This window comes from Gordonia sp. i37 (genome assembly GCF_002043085.1).
Taxonomy (GTDB): Bacteria; Actinomycetota; Actinomycetes; order Mycobacteriales; family Mycobacteriaceae; genus Gordonia; species Gordonia polyisoprenivorans.
In genome coordinates, this window is sequence record NZ_MVPX01000463.1 from 1 (window position 1) to 17,192 (window position 17,192).

At 70.7% G+C, this 17,192-nt stretch carries 11 protein-coding genes and 2 pseudogenes; 9 read left to right on the forward strand and 4 right to left on the reverse strand.

Annotation, left to right across the window (positions count from 1 at the left end; genetic code table 11):
• The 3 genes and pseudogenes from B1964_RS22635 to B1964_RS22645 form a co-directional block, all read left to right on the forward strand.
• Positions 1 to 1,268, forward strand: a pseudogene (locus B1964_RS22635) (complement resistance protein TraT); the annotation flags it as partial.
• Between the two features lie 204 nt (positions 1,269 to 1,472).
• Entirely contained in the window at positions 1,473 to 3,389 is a 1,917-nt protein-coding gene (locus tag B1964_RS22640) for a dynamin family protein (protein WP_079931368.1), read from the forward strand.
• A complete protein-coding gene (locus B1964_RS22645; RefSeq protein WP_079931369.1) occupies positions 3,389 to 4,942 on the forward strand; it encodes a dynamin family protein in 1,554 nt (517 codons plus the stop codon). Before B1964_RS22640 ends, B1964_RS22645 begins: the two co-directional genes overlap by 1 nt.
• On the opposite strand, the gene B1964_RS22650 is transcribed toward B1964_RS22645, so the two are convergent.
• Positions 4,911 to 5,465 carry a hypothetical protein gene (locus tag B1964_RS22650; RefSeq protein WP_079931370.1) on the reverse strand — a complete coding sequence of 185 codons (555 nt, stop codon included), beginning with the start codon at positions 5,463 to 5,465 and terminating at the stop codon, positions 4,911 to 4,913. The genes B1964_RS22645 and B1964_RS22650 overlap by 32 nt on opposite strands.
• Before the next feature lie 32 nt (positions 5,466 to 5,497).
• Complete coding sequence (locus B1964_RS22655; RefSeq protein WP_172398928.1) at positions 5,498 to 6,706, reverse strand: glycoside hydrolase family 3 protein; 1,209 nt, start codon at positions 6,704 to 6,706, stop codon at positions 5,498 to 5,500.
• A gap of 29 nt (positions 6,707 to 6,735) precedes the next feature.
• On the opposite strand from B1964_RS22655, the gene B1964_RS22660 reads away from it, so the two are divergent.
• The 5 genes and pseudogenes from B1964_RS22660 to B1964_RS31195 form a co-directional block, all read left to right on the forward strand.
• Positions 6,736 to 7,332 carry a universal stress protein gene (locus tag B1964_RS22660; RefSeq protein WP_079931371.1) on the forward strand — a complete coding sequence of 199 codons (597 nt, stop codon included), beginning with the start codon at positions 6,736 to 6,738 and terminating at the stop codon, positions 7,330 to 7,332.
• Positions 7,333 to 7,417: 85 nt separating this feature from the next.
• Positions 7,418 to 8,668: a DUF6745 domain-containing protein gene (locus B1964_RS22665; RefSeq protein WP_079931372.1), complete on the forward strand. Its 1,251-nt coding sequence runs from the start codon at positions 7,418 to 7,420 to the stop codon at positions 8,666 to 8,668.
• Positions 8,669 to 8,730: 62 nt separating this feature from the next.
• Entirely contained in the window at positions 8,731 to 9,234 is a 504-nt protein-coding gene (locus B1964_RS22670; protein ID WP_079931376.1) for a hypothetical protein, read from the forward strand.
• 68 nt (positions 9,235 to 9,302) lie between these two features.
• Positions 9,303 to 9,503 carry a DUF2613 domain-containing protein gene (locus B1964_RS22675; RefSeq protein ID WP_006369416.1) on the forward strand — a complete coding sequence of 67 codons (201 nt, stop codon included), beginning with the start codon at positions 9,303 to 9,305 and terminating at the stop codon, positions 9,501 to 9,503.
• Between the two features lie 92 nt (positions 9,504 to 9,595).
• Positions 9,596 to 11,665, forward strand: a pseudogene (locus B1964_RS31195) (DUF3367 domain-containing protein); the annotation flags it as partial.
• A gap of 2,072 nt (positions 11,666 to 13,737) precedes the next feature.
• Here the strand turns inward: B1964_RS31195 and B1964_RS22685 are convergent.
• On the reverse strand, positions 13,738 to 14,943 hold the full coding sequence (locus tag B1964_RS22685) for an acyltransferase (RefSeq protein WP_253194129.1): 1,206 nt from the start codon (positions 14,941 to 14,943) through the stop codon (positions 13,738 to 13,740).
• Between the two features lie 178 nt (positions 14,944 to 15,121).
• On the opposite strand from B1964_RS22685, the gene B1964_RS22690 reads away from it, so the two are divergent.
• Positions 15,122 to 16,318 carry a DUF3068 domain-containing protein gene (locus B1964_RS22690; RefSeq protein WP_079931373.1) on the forward strand — a complete coding sequence of 399 codons (1,197 nt, stop codon included), beginning with the start codon at positions 15,122 to 15,124 and terminating at the stop codon, positions 16,316 to 16,318.
• A 29-nt stretch (positions 16,319 to 16,347) separates the two neighbouring features.
• On the opposite strand, the gene B1964_RS22695 is transcribed toward B1964_RS22690, so the two are convergent.
• Positions 16,348 to 17,192: polysaccharide biosynthesis protein (locus B1964_RS22695; RefSeq protein ID WP_079931374.1), on the reverse strand; the 845-nt coding region annotated here is incomplete at its 5' end.

Sequence of the window (17,192 nt, forward strand, 5' to 3'; positions counted from 1 at the left end):
CACAAGCCACGCTGGGGCAGGTCCTCGCGGCCGACCTGGGCACCGCCCTCGGCGTCGACGGCGCACTGATCGGGCAACTCGGGGGCGCCCTCGACGCCGCACTCGGTGGGCAACTCGCCGGGAGCGGAGCGATCGGGGGTGGACTGATCGGGGGCCTCGACTCCGCGGCGCTCACCGCCACGACCGGTGAGCTGTCCGGCGCGCTGTCCTCCGCACTCGGCGGTGGCGGCGAGATCGGCTCGGCACTCGGCGGATCGTTCGGCGCCGTCCTCGGTTCGGCCCTCGGTGGTGACCTCGGCGGCGCCGTCGCCGGCTCGCTCGTCGACGGCGCCGATCTCGGTACCTCGCTGACCTCCGCGCTCGGCGGTGCCCTGAACCTCGACACCGGCCAGGCCGGTTCGATCACCGCGGGCCTCACCTCGACGCTCGAGGCCGGCGGCGGTATCGATCGGATCGTCGACGCCGACCTCGTCGCCGTCGCCCAACCCGCCCTGACACTCGGCCAGAACGGCATCGTCGGCAGCGGCGCGATCACCGCCGGCGGCGGCGCGGCCCTGCAGACCGCGGCGATCGCCGACGGCCTTGCCGGCGCCGGCTCGGATCTCACCGGCGGACTGGGGCTCTCGACCGACCTGACCCACACGCCCGACCTTGGACTGGGCCTGACGACCACACCCGACGCGGGTCACCACCTCGGAACCGAACTCACCCACGTCGGCAATGACCTGACCGGCGGACTGGGCCTCGGTGGGGGCGGCGCGGCCGCAGGCGGGCTCGGTGGCGAGATCGACTCCCACCTCGGCGGCCTGACCGGCGGGGATGCCGGCGGTTCGATCGACGGTCACGGTCTTGTCGGTACCGCACTCTCCGGCCTGCAGAACACGACGACCACCGAGGGCACCGTCACCGAAAGCGGCCACGGCGCACTCGGATCGATCGCCCAGGTCGGCGCGAACGGTCTGGGCGTGGGAACGGGCGCCGATCCGGGCACCACCGAACCGGGCTCGACGGGCCTGTCAGCCGGCGGCTTGGGCACCGGTGCAACCGATTCCGGCGCAACGGGTTCCGCAGGCGCGGACAATCCGCTCGGCCACACCCTCGACGCCACCACCCACGCCACCGGCGATCTCACCTCGGGTCTGACGGGAGGCCTCGAGAGCGGCCTCGGCGGTGGCCTGACCGGCACGGACCCCGGCACCGAGTCCACGACCCCGCATCCCGATGCCGGTCACGGCATCGGGGGCCACGAAGGACTTCTCGGCGGCTGACGACGACGTCCACCGTCGCGCGTGGCCTCACGGCTCGCGCCGCCGAGGAGATGGTGGTCGGTGATTCCCTCGGGGATCGCCGACCACATCCCCCCTGCCCTTTCCCTGCCCGCGTGACCGGAGCCGCGGGCAGGGAAAGGGTCTTCGCTTTCTCACCGCGATGCCGCGACCCGGCGGCACCGGTCGGGCTACCGTGGGAGCACCATGTCGCACACATCCGCCGAGCAACAGGCCATGTATCCGGCCGCGCCACAAGACAACACGCCGAAAGCACCCACGCCGCAAAGCGCCGCGCCCGCTTCCTCCGATCTTCGCCCCACCGGATCGACGATCTCCGATCTCATCGCTCGGGCCGCGACCCTGGCGGCACAAACACAGCGCGACGACCTGACCGCCCGCCTCCAGGGCGCCCACGCGCGACTCTCCGATCCCCGATTGCGCATCGTCGTCGTGGGCAACCTCAAACAGGGCAAGAGCCAGTTCGTCAACGCGCTGCTGAACCTGGGCGTCTGCGCGGTGGGCGACGACGAGAGCACCGCCGTGCCCACGCTGATCTCCCACGCCGAGCAGCCCGCCGCCCACCTGGTGGTCGCCGGCACCGACCAGCCGATCCCGATCCCCTTCGACGAGGTCACCTCCGTCACCCCCACCAGCGCCCACACCCAGGGACGCGAGGTGATGCGACTGGAGATCACCGCGCCCGGACCACTGCTGGCCGACGGACTCGTCGTGATCGACACCCCGGGCGTCGGGGGTCACGGACATCCCTACGCCGCAACCACTCTCGGCATGGTCGCGGCCGCCGACGCGGTGTTCATGGTGACCGACGCCAGCCAGGAGTTCACCGCACCCGAGATGGCGTTTCTGCGTCGGGTGGTCGATCTGTGCCCGACCGTGGCCTGCCTGCTCACCAAGACCGACCTCTACCCGCACTGGCGTCGGATCGCCGACGCCGACCGCGCACACCTGCGGGCCGCAGGCATCGACATCCCACTCCTTCCCGTCTCGTCGACGATGCGCGCCCACGCCCTACGCCTCGGCGACGAACAACTCAATGCCGAGGCGGGTTTCGCCGACCTCTATCGGTATCTCCGGGAAACCGTGGTGCCCTCGGCGCGCCGATCCGCACGCGCCGCCGCCGGCACCGACCTGCGGACCGTCTCCGAGCACCTGGCGCTCACCTTGGGCAGCGAGCTTGCGGCACTGAAGAATCCGGAGACGGCCGACCGCGCGGTGCGAGGTCTGCGGGAGGCCCGGGCCAAGGCCGGGGGACTGCGCCGGTCGTCCTCGCACTGGCAGCAGACCCTCACCGACGGGATCTCCGACCTGGCCGCCGACATCGATCACGATCTGCGGGACCGACTGCGCGCGGTGACCCGGGAGGCCGAGCGCGCCATCGACGACGGCGATCCGGAGAAGGACTGGGACCGGTTGTCGGAGTGGCTGATCGACCAGACCGCGACCGCGGTCGGCGACAATTTCGTGTGGGCACACGAACGCTCGGTGTGGCTGGCCGAGCGGCTCGCCGAGCACTTCGCCGAGGCCGGGTACGCCGATCTGCCGGCCATCGACATCGCCGGCGTCGACGGCATCCTCGATTCCGTCACCGAGCTCAGCGCACCCAACACGTCGTCGATGTCGATCACCCAGAAGCTGATCGTCGGGATGCGTGGCTCCTACGGCGGTGTGCTGATGTTCGGACTGATCTCCACCATGATGGGGATGGCGCTGATCAATCCCGTGTCGGTGGGGGCGGGACTGTTGTTGGGCAGCAAGGCCTATCGTGACGACAAGCAGGCGCGACTCGCCGATCGCCGCAACAAGGCCAAGGTGGTGGTGCGCTCGTTCACCGACGACGTCAGCTTCCAGGTCGGCAAGGAGTCCCGTGATCGGCTGCGCACGATGCAGCGCATCCTGCGCGATCACTTCGCCGAGATCGCCGAACAGGCGGCCCGCTCGATCAACGAGTCGCTGAGCGCCGCGCAATCGGCGGCGGCACTGGAGGATTCCGAGCGCGCCGCCCGGGTGGCGACGCTGGAGAGCGAGTTGTCGGCGGTGGCGGCGCTGCGGCGCGCGGCCGAGGAGATCATCGGAAACCAGATCACCGGACCGGCCGCCTGATGAGTCCCGTACCCGGCCGCACTCCGGCGGCCCCCGACCTCATCGCGGCCGCACGCACGACCGTGGCCGGCGATCGACGCGCCCTCGATCGGATCGAGGAGTGTGAACGACAACTCCACGCGCCCTTGCGGATCGCACTCACCGGATCACTGAAGGCGGGCAAGTCCACGCTGCTCAATGCGCTGGTCGGGCAGGACATCGCACCGACCGACGCCACCGAGTGCACGCGAGTGGTCACCTGGTATCGCCGGGGCCGTACGGCGTCGGTCACCGCGTGCGTCGATGACGGTGCCGCCGTTGCGGTTCCGGTGACCCGCATCGACGGCCGGCTCGGCTTCGACCTCGGGACGTTGACCGCCGATCGCATCGATCGCATCGAGGTCACCTGGCCGACCCGGGCGCTGGAGCATCGCGCCCTGGTCGACACCCCGGGGCTGGCGTCGTTGTCGTCGGACCTGTCGGCGTCCACCGAACGTCTTCTCGCGCCCGAGGACGGGCGACCTCGGGTGGATGCGGTCATCTATCTGCTGCGCACCCTCACCGCCGCCGACTCCGCCATGCTGCGGCGGATCACCGCGGCCATGGGCTCCTCGGCCGGCCCGCTCGGGGTCGTCGGGGTGGTGTCCCGTGCCGACGAGCTCGGCGCCGGGCGGGTGGATGCGATGCTGTCGGCGCAGGAGATCGCCGCACGGCTGACCGGCGAACTCACCCGCACCGGCCTGTGCCACTCGGTCCTGCCGGTGTCCGGGCTGCTGGCGCTGGGGGCACAGACGTTGCGGGAGAGGGAGTTCCGGGCGCTGCTCGCACTGGCCTCGGTGTCCGCCGACGATCTGGAGTCAGCACTACTGAGCATGGACCGATTCACCCGCCCGGACATCCTGCCCACCATCGACCCGCAGGCGCGGCAGGCCCTGGCCGACCGGCTGGGGGTCTTCGGTATCCGGCTGGCGGTGACCTTGATCCGGTTCGGGACGACGACGTCGTCGGCGCTGTCGGCGGAGTTGCTCGCGCGCAGCGGTCTCTCGGACCTCAGTTCCCTGATCACCGTGCAATTCGGTCAGCGGGCCTGGCAGCTCAAGTCGCATTCGGCGCTGCGCACCCTCGACGGAATCCTCGCAGGCACCCCGGGACCGGTAGCGGCCCAACTGCGTTCGTCGGTGCGCCGGGCACTCGCCGACACCCACGGCTTCCGCGAATTGCGGTTGATCGGGGCCGTGCGGGCCGGACAGATCGGTCTGCCCCCCGAGACACTCGACGAGTTGAGCCGACTCGTCGGCGACCGCGGCGTGTATCCGACTGTGCGCCTGGGACTTGCGCACGACGCCACCCCGAATGAGGTGCGCGAGGCGGCAATTGCCGCGGCCGCCCGGTGGCGGACACGGGCGGCACATCCGCTGGCCGACCCGCAGGTCGTCGACGCGGCCACGGTGGCAGTGCGCAGCGCCGAGGGCATCCTGGCCGACCTCGGACGGCCGGACCCGTCGATCGGCCCGCCCATCAGCCGGGCCACCGGCGCGACGCTCAACGCAGGGTCGCACCGCCGTCCGGAATGAGGGCCAGCACACCGGCCAGAACTCCGGCGAGCGCCGCCGCCGACGGCAGATAGCGCGACACCCACGCCATCGGCAGAACCGTATCGGTATCGGCGGGCAGCGAATTCGTCGTCACGATCCACGCGACCGCCAGCACCGTCACGAGGACCGCCGAACCGAGTAGCAGGGACCGAGCTGCTTTGCCGCCCTGGCGCAGCAGCAGTACACCGAGGACCGCCGCGATGACGGCCAGCGCCGCCACACCCGCGGCGACCAGCAGCGCAACGGACACCGTGGTGGAGATGTCGGCGGCACTGGCCCCCTGATTGTCGGCCGCGAGATCGGCGCGCAGGGCAGCGGTCAACGCGCCACGCGACATCATCACCACCACCGCCGTGGCGACCAGGAGGACCACCTCGAGCACGGCGAACCCGACGACCAGATGCGTGCGACGCGTGCGTGCGACCGGAGGCTGCGCCAACGGGGTGACGGCAACGCGCGGACGTGGTGGCGGTGGCCGACGCGCTGGATGGGGATCACTCATGCGGATTCACCCCACTCTCCTCCGACGGGTCATCAGCACCGTAGCTGCCCCTTCGCCTTGAGGATGCGGACGACCGACTCGTCGACGCGCGACTGGCTCAGTTGCCCGGACCGAACCGCGGACTCGAGGCTGTTGAGGACGGCGGTCACCTTGTCGGTGGTGATCCACAGAGCGATGTCGCCACCGGCGACGAGGAAGCGTTGCACCGCCTGCGGCAGCGGATACCGCTGGGTGATGGCACCCATCCCGGACAGGTCGTCGGAGAAGACGACGCCGTCAAAGGCCGGACCGCCGTACGGTTGTCCGGTCCGCAGCATGCGCATGGCGTTGACGCTCAGGCTCGCCGGCGTGTCTCCGACGGTCAGCCCGGGCACGATCAGATGCCCGACCATCACCGCCGCATTCCCCGGATTCGCCAGCAGCGTCTTGTACGGGACGAGGTCGCTGCGCTCGAGTTGCGTGAGCGGCGGCGTACGCACGACACCGAGGTGGGAGTCACCCGAACCGTGCCCGTGCCCCGGGAAGTGTTTGAACACCGGCATCACGCCGGCGGATTGAAGTCCCTCGGCGAACGCCTGGGCGTATCGGGCCACCGTGGCCGGGTCGTCGGAGAACGAGCGGTCACCGATGACCGCGTCGTCGGGTTCGTCGCTGACGTCGGCGTCGGGGGCGAAGTCCACGGTGATACCCAACGCCCGCATCTTCTTGCCCTCACTCGCCGCGAGGGCACGGACCTGCTCGGGTGTCTTGGTGCGCGCGAGCTCACGCGCCGACGGGCTGTCGATACCGAGCGAGGACAACCGGGAGACACGGCCGCCTTCCTGGTCGACGCTGACCATCAACGGGATCGACGAGGCAGCGGTGACCTTCTCGAGGGCGCCCTGGTCGGTGAGGATCGATTTGTCGGTCCAACTGCCGATGAAGATGCCGCCCACCGGCTCTCGCTTGACCAACGACAGCGCGTCGTCGGTTCCGGTCACGCCGACGACGATCGACTGTCCCAACTTCTGTCGCAGCGACATCCTCGCCAGCGTCGCCGCACCGCAACCGACGGGCGCGGCGGCACTCGTCGACGCGGGCGGGGACGACCGCCTCGACGCCGATGAGGACGCGCTCGACGATGTCGGCGCGGCCGACGAGGAGGAATCGGTGCCGCAGCCGACCACGGCGATACTGGTCACCGCCACCAGCGCGATCAGGTCACGAACCTGGCGAAAACGGCGTCGTCGAGTTGGGCCCATGGCACGAGTGTTGCATGTACCCTTGGGCAATGGACTCTCGACACCGGGAGCAGGGCGCGCGGATCGACTCCGCCCCCGCTGAATCCGTGTCCCCGTCCTCTTCGGTGTCCCAGTCCGCTTCTGGTCCGGTCCCCCAGTCGGTGATGATCGCGTTCGACGGCGGCGCCAACTCCGAACGGGCCATCACCTACGCCGCCCACTTCCTGCGGGCGACGACCGCGCACGTGGTCACGGCCTGGCAGCCGGGCACTCTCAATCCGGCCCGGCTGTCGAGTCTCTCGGCCGGCATCCAGCCCTTCGTCGACACCTCGCCCCTCGAACTCGACGTCGACGACGCCCTGCGCGCGGAAGCCGCCGAGGTCAACACACGGGGCGTCGAGATGGCCCGGGACGCGGGCCTCGAGGCGACCGGGACCCTGGTGGAGGTGGAGTCGACGGTGTGGGGTGCGCTGGTCGCCGCCGCCGATGCCCTCGACGTCGACCTGTTGGTGACGGGCACCCGCGGCGACTCCGGACTCAAGGCACTCCTGCGATCCAATGTCGCCGGCCGCGTACTGAAGCACTGCCACCGACCGGTGTTCATCGTTCCGGCCAAGTGCGACAAGCAACCTCCGGTGACGCCCTGACCCGACGTACGCCTTGCGCTCACGCGCCGATGGTGCCATCCTTGATGGTCATGACTACCGGAAAGGCGGCCACCGCCTCCCTCGCGTGAGCCCCGTGCCGTTCGACCCCATCGGCGTCGACCACCGAAAGATACTGTCCAGCAATCGTTTTCCAGCGCCACCAGCTGGCGGCTCGGAGTCGTCGGCGATCGCCGGTTACCTGACCGATGCTCGCGAGGCCTGGCTCGAGCACGGACTCGACACCCGGCGAGCCGATCGCGTCACTGCCGAAGCCGCGATCTCGGAGCTGTATCGGATCGCCAAACACTTTCCCCCACAATTCATCTGGACGTCCTCGCCACCAGCGGCGGTGCGGTGCATCCGGACCGAGAAGCTCGACACCACGACAGCTCCCGGATGTGACGACGCCCCCAATCGGATCGCCGCGATGCTGGCACGCTCGCGTGACGCCGTCGAGAAGCGTCTCGATCGGCTGACGCCGACCTTTCCGAAGCCGCACGTGAGCCCCGGACGCACACAGACCCTGAGCCCGGCAGAGGCACTCGAGGGCGGGGCCGAGGTCGCCGACGTCATCCGGGCTACTATCCGGGATTCGTTGCGCACCAGCCTCTTCGACAACATCGGCCGACCCATCAAGTCGACGCTGCCGGTGATGCCCGGCGTCGGCACGTGGTTCGGTCAGCATGAGGCGCATCGCAGCGCGTTCGGGCTCGTCGCCCACCGATTGGGGTTGGCGCGGCTGCCGCCGGACGAGATCGAACTCCTCGAGATCACCACGGCGCTGGCCGTTTCCACCGGATGGTGGTGGGCCTTCGACGACGTCTGTGTCCTGGCCGAACGGCCGATCTCCGTCGACACCGAACCCATACCGCACAGCCCGCACGGCACACGGCGCCTCCATCGCGACGACGGTCCCGCCGTCGCCTACGCCGACGGCTGTGCCGTCCACGCCATTCACGGAACGATCGTGCCGCACTGGGTGATCGACGATCCGACACCCGAACGCATCGCCGCCGAACGCAACATCGAGATCCGCCGCACCGCGATCGAACACATCGGCTGGGATCGATGGATCGACGACGCAGGGATGCAGCTGATCGACCGGTCCGACGATCCCGGTAACGATGCGGCCACCCTCGCGCTGTATGCCAGCCCCCGCCAATGGCGGACCAATCAACGAATCCTGTTGGTGACCAACGGCTCCCGGGAACGCGATGGCCGACGTCGACGCTACGGCATCCACGTGCCCGGCTGGGTGCCCACCGCTCTGACCGCCGCGGCCTGGACCTACGGTCTCGACGCCGCCGACTACGCCCAACTCGTCCGCCGAACCTGAGGCGCATCCCGCCTACCACCGCATCGGAACACATCACCGCACCGGAACACATGGAGACACACATGACTTCGACAGCATCGGCCACCACCACCCTCGCCGAACTCACCGAGCAGAGCGGTCTCGGCGTCCTCGATCACCTCGACACCGCACTCACCATCCCGGTCACCGCCGGGCTACAGGCGCAGGGCGACCTCCTCGTGGTCCCGTGGCGCATGGTCGCCGCCGCCGAGGCGCGGTCGGGGGCGCCGACGACGCCCACACCGGTGCCGCCGACAGGCATCGAGATCCTCCGTGGCGCCGGCGGCGGCAACCCGCACACCCTGCTCGCCGACGGGGAGTGCACCTGGACCGGGCGATGGTTCGTCGATGGCGACGGCTTGACCCTCGGCGTCGTCGACGCGTCGTCGGTCGCCTACCTGCTGCATCCCGAGCACGGCGCGAGCGGGATCGCTCCCGGCCGGTACGTCATCCGCCGCCAACGCGAGGCGGCCGACGAGCTCTACGGACTGGCCTGGCGGTTCGGCCGATTCAGTCGCTTGGACGGGTCCCGGCTGGTTGCCGACTGAACGCGGGCACGGCGAGGCGCCCGCGCGCTCACGCGAGCGCTCTGCGCGCCGATGGTAGTTTGGCCACCATGCGCAACAACCGCCTGATCGCCGGAGCCGTCGCCGGAGTTGCCGGCATCCTGGTCGGACTCGGCGCGGTACTCCTCGGCGGGGTCCTGTCAGCGCAGACGAGCCCGTCGACGGACCTGAACAACATCAATCCGAACAGCGGCTTCGTGCAGGGCTCGGTGGACTACGGATCACGGGGTGGCTCCGGCGACAGCCAGTGAGCGCGAGCGACCTGGCCGCAGTGAGCTCGAGCGACCCGGCCGCAGTGAGCTCGAGCGACCCGGCCGCGCAGCGCACGCTGGACCGCCGCGGTGTGGCGGTCGCCGCGCTCGTCGCGCTGGTCGTCTCGTTCCTGCAGTCGCCCGGCCTGACCGCCGCCGACACCAAGCTCGACCTCACCGCCAACCCGCTCGGCTTCCTCGCGCGGGCCGCGCACCTGTGGACGCCACAGGCCCCGCTGGGGCAGGTGCAGAACCAGGCCTACGGCTATTTCTTCCCGCACGGTGCGTTCTACGCCGCCGGTGAGCTGATCGGTCTTGCGCCGTGGGTGACCCAGCGGCTCTGGTGGGCGGTGCTCCTGTTCGTGGGCTTCGTCGGTCTCGTCCGTCTCGCCGAGGCGCTGGCCGTGGGATCGATGGGCTCACGGCTGCTGGCCGGGGCGATCTTCGTGTTGTCGCCGCGGGTGTTGACGACGATCGGCTCCATCTCGTCGGAAACGCTGCCGATGATGCTGGCCCCCTGGGTGCTGCTGCCGGTGGTGCGTGCGCTGGATCGCCGCGACGACACGCCGGTGTGGCGGCACGCGATGCGCTCGGCGGTGGCCGTCGCGCTGATGGGGGCGGTCAACGCGGTCGCCACGCTCGCGGCCTTGGGCGTCGCGGTCGTGTGGTTTCTGCTGTGCGCACGCACCGACGTGCGCCGGTGGTGGCGCTTCGGCATTGCCTGGGCGGCCGGGCTGACGCTGGGGTGCGCGTGGTGGATCGTGCCACTGCTCATCCTGTCGCGGGTGTCGCCGCCGTTCCTGGATTTCATCGAATCCTCGCGGGTGACCACCGAGTGGACGTCGCTGACCGAGGTCCTGCGCGGCACGAGCTCGTGGACGCCGTTCGTCTCCACCGAGCGCGTGGCGGGCGCCGTGCTGGTGACCCAGCCCGCCGCGGTTCTGGCGACCGGCACCCTGGCCGCAGCCGGATTGGCCGGATTGTGCATGCGGCACATGCCGTATCGGCGACGCTGGATCGCGATCCTGACGATCGGGCTGCTGCTCATGTGCACCGGATACGCGGGCGGGCTCGGGTCACCGATCGCCGAGCCGGTCCGGGTGTTCCTCGACGGCCCGGGTGCATTCCTGCGCAACGTCCACAAGTTCGAGCCGTTCGTCCGGCTGCCGTTGGTGCTCGGTGTCGCGCATCTCCTGGCGCGCGTGCCGTTGCCGGGGTCGGTGCCGGCCCGAGAGTGGTTGCGGGCGTTCGCACATCCGCAACGATCACGGCCGGTGGCCGCGGCGCTGGTCGTCCTCGTCGCCTCGGCCGGCGCCGGTTCGCTGATGTGGACCGGTCAACTCGCCCCCGACGGCGCGTATCGCGCCATCCCGGACTACTGGACACAGACCGCGTCGTGGCTCGGTGCGCACGCCCACGACGGTGTATCCCAGGGCGGTGTCTCCCCGAACGGCGTCGAACAACGGGCGCTTGTCGTTCCGGGCGCACCATCGGCCGATCAGTTGTGGGGACTGACGCGTGATGAGCCGCTGCAACCACTTGCCGACTCCCCGTGGGCCATCCGTGACGCGATCCCGCTGACGCCGCCGGGAGCGATCCGGGCTCTCGACTCGGTCCAGCGCGACCTGGCCGACGGGCGAGCATCGCCGGGGCTCGCTGCGACACTGTCCGATCAGGGGATCGGCTTCGTCGTGTTACGCGCCGACCTCGACCCCGACACCTCGCGGTCGGCGCGTCCGCTGCTGGCCCAGCAGGCCCTCGACGGGTCACCCGGCCTGACCCGCGCCGCGTCGTTCGGTCCGCTGGTGAGCCAACCCAGCGCCAAGGGTGTGGTGCGCGACAACGGTTTACGCCCACCGATGCGCGCAATCCAGATCTACCGGGTCGACGCGGCGGGCGGCACGGGTCCGTCACTGACCGATGCCGCGTCGATGCCGCGTGTCGCCGGAGGACCCGAAGCGCTTGCCGCACTGGCGGATCTGCGTGCACGGTCGGGAGAACCCCCCGCCGGCCCCACACTGATGCAGGCCGACGCGCAACGCGCAGACCTGCCGTCGGCGCCGGTGATCCTCACCGACACCCCGGCCGACCGCGAGACCGATTTCGGCCGCGTCGACGACCACAGCTCCGCCATCCGTGCGCCCGGGGATCCGCGCCGGACACAGAACGCGGCGCCGGATTATCCCGTTGCCGGACAACCACTCACCGAAGGGCAATGGCTTCTCGACAACCAGCCGAACGGGGTGCGGGTCTCGACGTCGGGGTCGGCGTCCGATGCCACCCAGCCCGGGCAGACCTCGCCGGCGAACTCCGCGGCCGCCGCCTTCGACGGCGACCCGGCCACGGCGTGGGTGTCGGCGGGTCTCACCTCGGCGGTCGGGCAGTGGATGCGTCTGGACTTCGACCGTCCGCGAAGCGATCTCGCCCTGCGGCTGACCACCGCGAAGGCACTCGGCCCGGATGTCTCGTCGATCGTGGTGACCACCGAGGCCGGGTCGACGGTGGCCTCCGGACTCGAACCCGGCAAGCCCGTGACGGTCACCGCACCCAGCGGACCGACCCGGTGGGTGCAGATCCGCGCCTCGGCCACCGACGACGGCAGCGCCGGAAACCAGTTCGCGCTCGGCGAGGTCGGGGTGATCGATCTGGCGTCCGGGCTGCCGCTGACCATCCGCCACCGCGTCGTCCTACCCCGCGTCGCGCCGGGTACGCCGGTGGCGGGATGGCTTCTCACCCAAGAACTCTCCGGACGCTCCACATGTGTGGACCAACCCGGTGGCGCCGACGACGGCTCGCCCGCGGCGCGGGTGCTGTGCGCGTCGGGTCTGGGGTTGAGTCCCGAGACACCGGGGGTGATGACGCGCGCACTCTCGGTCCCCGACGGCGTCGACGTCACGCCCGCGGTGGTGCTGCGACCCAAACCCGGGGACGGACTCGACGCGTTGCTGCGCACGCCGGCGACGGTGCGGGCGACCGGGGCGTCGGAGGTCAACGATCCGCGCGGGTCGAGCCAGGCCGCCGTCGACGGCGATCCCGGAACCGTATGGACCGCAGCCGAACCCACCAAGAAGGGCGACAAACCCACTCTGACCCTGACGCTGCCGGCGCCGCAGGAGGTGCAGAGTCTGCGGATCCTCGCGCCCTCCGACGGCTATCCGGCCGCCCCGACCGAGGTGGCGGTGGATCTCGGCACCGGCCCGCAACGGGTCCACGTCGGCGCCGACGGCGTCATCCGTCTGCGGCCCGCCGTCACCGATCGCATCACCCTCACGATGCTCGACCGCACCGACCTCCTCGACGTCAACAGCCTCGGATTCGCCAGCCGCGCACCGGTCGGCATCGCCGACATCGCGATCTCCCCCGCCCCGCCTGCAGCCCCACCACTGAGCAGGCCCATCGACATCGGTTGCGATGCAGGCATCGGGATCACGGTGTCGGGCCAGGTGATCGGCCTGTCGGTACACACCACCGCCGCCGCGTTGCGGGACGGTGAGCCGGTGGTGGCCCGCCCGTGCTCGTCGGCCCCGATCCGTCTGCCCGCGGGTGAGCAGGAGTTGTCGGTGAATCCGGGGCAGGCGTTCACCGTCGACACCACCTGGTTGGGCAACACCGCGATGCCCGGTGCGCCGGCCGCCGGTGCCGTGACCCGTCCGAGGGTCGAGCAGTGGCAGTCGACCGCACGGAGCGTGCGCGTCGATGCCGCGCCGACCGCCCGGATTCTGTCGGTGCCGGAGAGCACCAATCCCGGGTGGGTGGCCGAATTGTGCGGTCGCACACTCGATCCCGTCGTCGTGGACGGCTGGCAGCAGGGGTGGCAGGTGCCGGCCGGCGCATCCGGCACGGTGACGTTGAGGTTCCGGTGGGACAGCGTCTACCGATGGTCGCTGATCGTCGGATTCGTGTTGCTCGCAGTACTTTTCGCAGCAGCGTTGCTCCCGTGGCGACGACGGGCCGGCCTGCCCCCCGCTCCGGTTCCCGTTGCGCCGGTGGGCGGTACGGCGGTGGGCGGTACGGTCGCAGCCTGTGTCGGCGCGCTCGGTTGGCTGGCCGCGTCGTGGCTGCTCGCCGGATGGTGGGCGGTGCTGATCAGCGTGCTGGCCGGGGCGACGGTCGTGCTCGCTCGGTCGCGGGTGGTCGTGGTCGGCTGCTTCGTCGCGATGATGCTCGCCACGGTGGGATTGGCGTCGGGACCCTGGCATGCGACGACCGGCTACCACGGCTTCTCGTGGTGGGTTCAGTTGCCGGCGTTCGTCGCGGTGTCGCTGCTGATCTCCTCGGCGATGCCGGCCTCGATACGCCGCTGGTTCTCGCGACTGCGTGCACGCCGCGCACTTTCGCGGCGGCGCAACCAGTCCCGGGCCGGTTCCTCGACGAAGGCGTAGCTCGCCGCCGAGATCCCGATCGAGAGCACCGCGGTGAGGCACCACACCAGGGTCGTGTTACCGGAGAACGGCACGATCCCGAAGAGCGGGAACACCACGGCGAGCACCGCGACGTGCCAGATGAAGATGCCGTAGGACCAGCGGCCCAACGCGGCCATGACCGGTGAGGTGAGGAATCGGAACCGCGCGCGCACCCGCGGCGAGTTCCCGAATGGCTTCTCGCACACCAGGGGTGCGAGCAGGGCGAATGCGCACAGCGCGCCGAGTGCCATCTTCACGGCGAACTGCCACGGCGCGAGGACGCCGAGCCCGGTGGGTCCGGCGATCGGCGTGCATGCCAGACCGTAGGAGACGACGAACAGCGCCAGCATCGGCCATCGGCGGGCACCGATGCGCTCGATGACGCGAGTAATCCTCGAGTGCTCACCGAAGTCGGCGGCTCCGGCCACCTCGGCGATGACCAGGCCTGCGACGAACCACGGCAGGTGGCCGAACACCCAGTTCGTCGGCTCGGTTCCGTCGGGAAGCGGCAGTGCCTGGGCCACCCAGGCCCAGCCGAGGCTGATCACGCCGAGACCCAGCAGTGCCGGTACCCGGGCGCTCACCCGCGCTCCGCGCAACCACGTCAACGCGGCCCCGAGGATCGGCAGCAGCAGGTAGAAGGCCACCTCGACCGACAGGCTCCACATTTGGGTCAGTCCGGCGGTCAGCGACAGCGGCACGAACACCTGGGTGAGCGTCAGATTGGCGAGCCAGACGGTGAGGTCGGCGCCGCGCGCCTCGGGCAGCAGCGTCAGCACCACGACGACGACCACCACGTATGCCGGCCAGATGCGTACCACACGGTGCCGCAGATATCGCCGCACCGACGGCGGGCGAGCCTGCCGATGCGCCGCGGCCACCCAGTTGCGCCACAGCAGAAACCCTGACAACGCGAAGAACAGGGCGACGGCGAGATCGAGCCGGCCCAGGATCGGGCCGATCACCGGCGTGCTCACCACACCGGTCTGGAAGGCGACGTGGGTGGTCAGCACGCCCAACGCCGCCACCGCGCGCATGCCCTCGAGTTGCGGGAAGAATCGCCGGTATTCGGGGGAGCCGGGAGCGCAGCGAGCGGGCCCGGTCGACGGGATGCGGGTGGTGACTGTGGTGGCATCGGGCGTGGGCTGGGTGGACATTCTGGAGAACACCGTAGCCGTCCTGAGGCGGGTGTGGTGACCGCGTACGCTCGCCGTTATGCCCGAGCCCGGCGCCGACGACCGCCCCCGCCCGAGCCGCTGGTCGACGCGCGACCTGCTCGGGCCGACCATCATCTTCCTCGGCGGATTCCTCCTGGCGGCCGCGCTGGCGCTGCCGACGCTGCTGGTGGGCCAGCTCGAGCTCATCCCGCTCTCGACCGACGTGACCACTGTCGCCACCAGCGTCCCGACCGGTGACGAGGGCGAATCGGGGTCGCCCGCTCCGACTGCCACCGTCCTGGATCGCTGTTCGCTGAACACCCCGGCCGCCCGTACGCTGCCGGCCACGCTGGTCCGGCAGCAACGCGTGGTCGCGGTCCGCCCGGCCGACAAACGGGTGATCACCCTGCAGGCGGGCACGTCGGTGCAGGGCGACCGCATCTGGCTCGACGGCCGCATCGCCGACGCCGATGCCGCCCGCCCCGGATCCGAGGTGCCGCCTGCGTCGGGTGAGTCGGCGTGCACCGATCCGACGTTGTCGGCGTTCAAGGATCGCGTGACCCTCTCGCGCCGCTCCGCGACACCCGATCTGGGCGCCAACAGCACCGGGGCGCGGGGCAATTCGGAGATCCAGTACGACAGCAATGCGGTGCCGGTCGCGGCGCCGGATCGCACCGGATACACCTACGTCCTGCCGTTCGGGGTGAGCGTCGCCGAGCACACCTTCTTCGATCCGACGACCCGGCGGTCGGTGCCGCTGACACCGCAGGGCGACGCGCAGGTCGACGGCCGCAGCGCGCAACGCTTCGTCGCCGAGGTCCCCGACACCGACCTCGACGCCACCCGTTCCGGGGTGTCCGACGGCGTGCCGCCGACCCGGATCACGCGTCCGGCGTCGTGGTTCGGTGTCGGCGGCGATCCGGCGCGGCGACTCACCGCGACCCTGCATCAGAGCTCCCGGTGGGAACTGTCGGTCGACACCTCGACCGGCACGATCCTCGACGAACGGGTCACCATCGATCAGGCCTATCGTCTCCCCGACCCGGCGTTCGCCGACTTCCGCCTGACGAATCTGCAGGCGACCTTCGCCTACGACGACGCCACCCGGAGCCGGTTGTCCGATCTGGCCGGGAGTCTGTCGACGCCGCTGGTGATCTGGGGTCGGGTCGTACCGATCGTCGCCGCGGTCCTCGGCGTCGTCGCGGTGGTCGGCGGGCTGGTGCTGACGATCGGGTCGCGTCGGGCGGGCGAGTAACCCGCTAACCCGAAGCAGCCCAACGATCGTCACGCCGGCCGGCGCACCTCGTCCGCTTCCATGGGCGTGCGGCTCATTGCCCGCATGCAGTCGATGCCGGTCGCCACGGCGGCCGCGGTCACGGCCACGGCGGCCGTGACCGCGAGCGCAACGACGGAATCGACGACGCAGACGATCACGATCACCTCGATCCCGACGACCAGCCAGGTCACCGCGGAGGCGCGGGTGCGATCGGCCGCGATTGCCGACAACAGCAGAACCTGCAGCACGGCCATCGCCGAGCCGGTGTAGGCGAACAACCAGAGCAATCCCACCAGCGGGCGGTAGGCGTCGCCGACGACGAGCGGCACCAGCGGCCCGAGCGCGCCCGCTGCCACCGTGAGGATCGCCCCGATCGACGCGACCACCGTCACCGCCTGACGCAGGGCGGTCCGCGAGCGCGCCGGATCGGCGAGCCGCGGATAGAAGACGACGCCGATGGCCTGCGGCAGCCAGAAGGCGGCCTTGGTCGCGACCGCGCCGAGGGCGTACACCCCGGCGTCGTCGGGGCGCAGCACGGTTCCCGACAGCAGCAGGTCGATCGAGACCGCCACGATCAGCACCAGTTGCACCTGCGAGGCGCGCAGCACCCCCGCGGCACTCACCCCGGTGGTGGTGTCCGGGTTGGCTCCGCTTGCTTCGGGGAGTCGCCGGGTGCGGCCGGTATCGGCACGGCGGACCACCCCGACCGCCGCCCATACGACGACAGCGGCGACGGCCGTGCCGAGGGTGCCGACGGAGAGCCCCCACGTCGGGCCGACGCCGAGAGCGAAGGCCACCAGCATCGGCACCGACCGCGCGATGCCGACCGCCCCGAGTACCCACGCCAGCGCGC

Excerpts from the sequence above, each read along its gene's own strand:
- B1964_RS22645 (WP_079931369.1), top strand. The coding sequence starts at position 3,389 with ATGAGTCCCGTACCCGGCCGCACTCCGGCGGCCCCCGACCTCATCGCG.
- B1964_RS22675 (WP_006369416.1), top strand. The coding sequence starts at position 9,303 with ATGCGCAACAACCGCCTGATCGCCGGAGCCGTCGCCGGAGTTGCCGGC.
- B1964_RS22690 (WP_079931373.1), top strand. The coding sequence starts at position 15,122 with ATGCCCGAGCCCGGCGCCGACGACCGCCCCCGCCCGAGCCGCTGGTCG.
- B1964_RS22655 (WP_172398928.1), bottom strand. The coding sequence starts at position 6,706 with ATGGGCCCAACTCGACGACGCCGTTTTCGCCAGGTTCGTGACCTGATC.
- B1964_RS22660 (WP_079931371.1), top strand. The coding sequence starts at position 6,736 with ATGGACTCTCGACACCGGGAGCAGGGCGCGCGGATCGACTCCGCCCCC.
- B1964_RS22685 (WP_253194129.1), bottom strand. The coding sequence starts at position 14,943 with ATGCGCGCGGTGGCGGCGTTGGGCGTGCTGACCACCCACGTCGCCTTC.
- B1964_RS22670 (WP_079931376.1), top strand. The coding sequence starts at position 8,731 with ATGACTTCGACAGCATCGGCCACCACCACCCTCGCCGAACTCACCGAG.
- B1964_RS22650 (WP_079931370.1), bottom strand. The coding sequence starts at position 5,465 with ATGAGTGATCCCCATCCAGCGCGTCGGCCACCGCCACCACGTCCGCGC.
- B1964_RS22640 (WP_079931368.1), top strand. The coding sequence starts at position 1,473 with ATGTCGCACACATCCGCCGAGCAACAGGCCATGTATCCGGCCGCGCCA.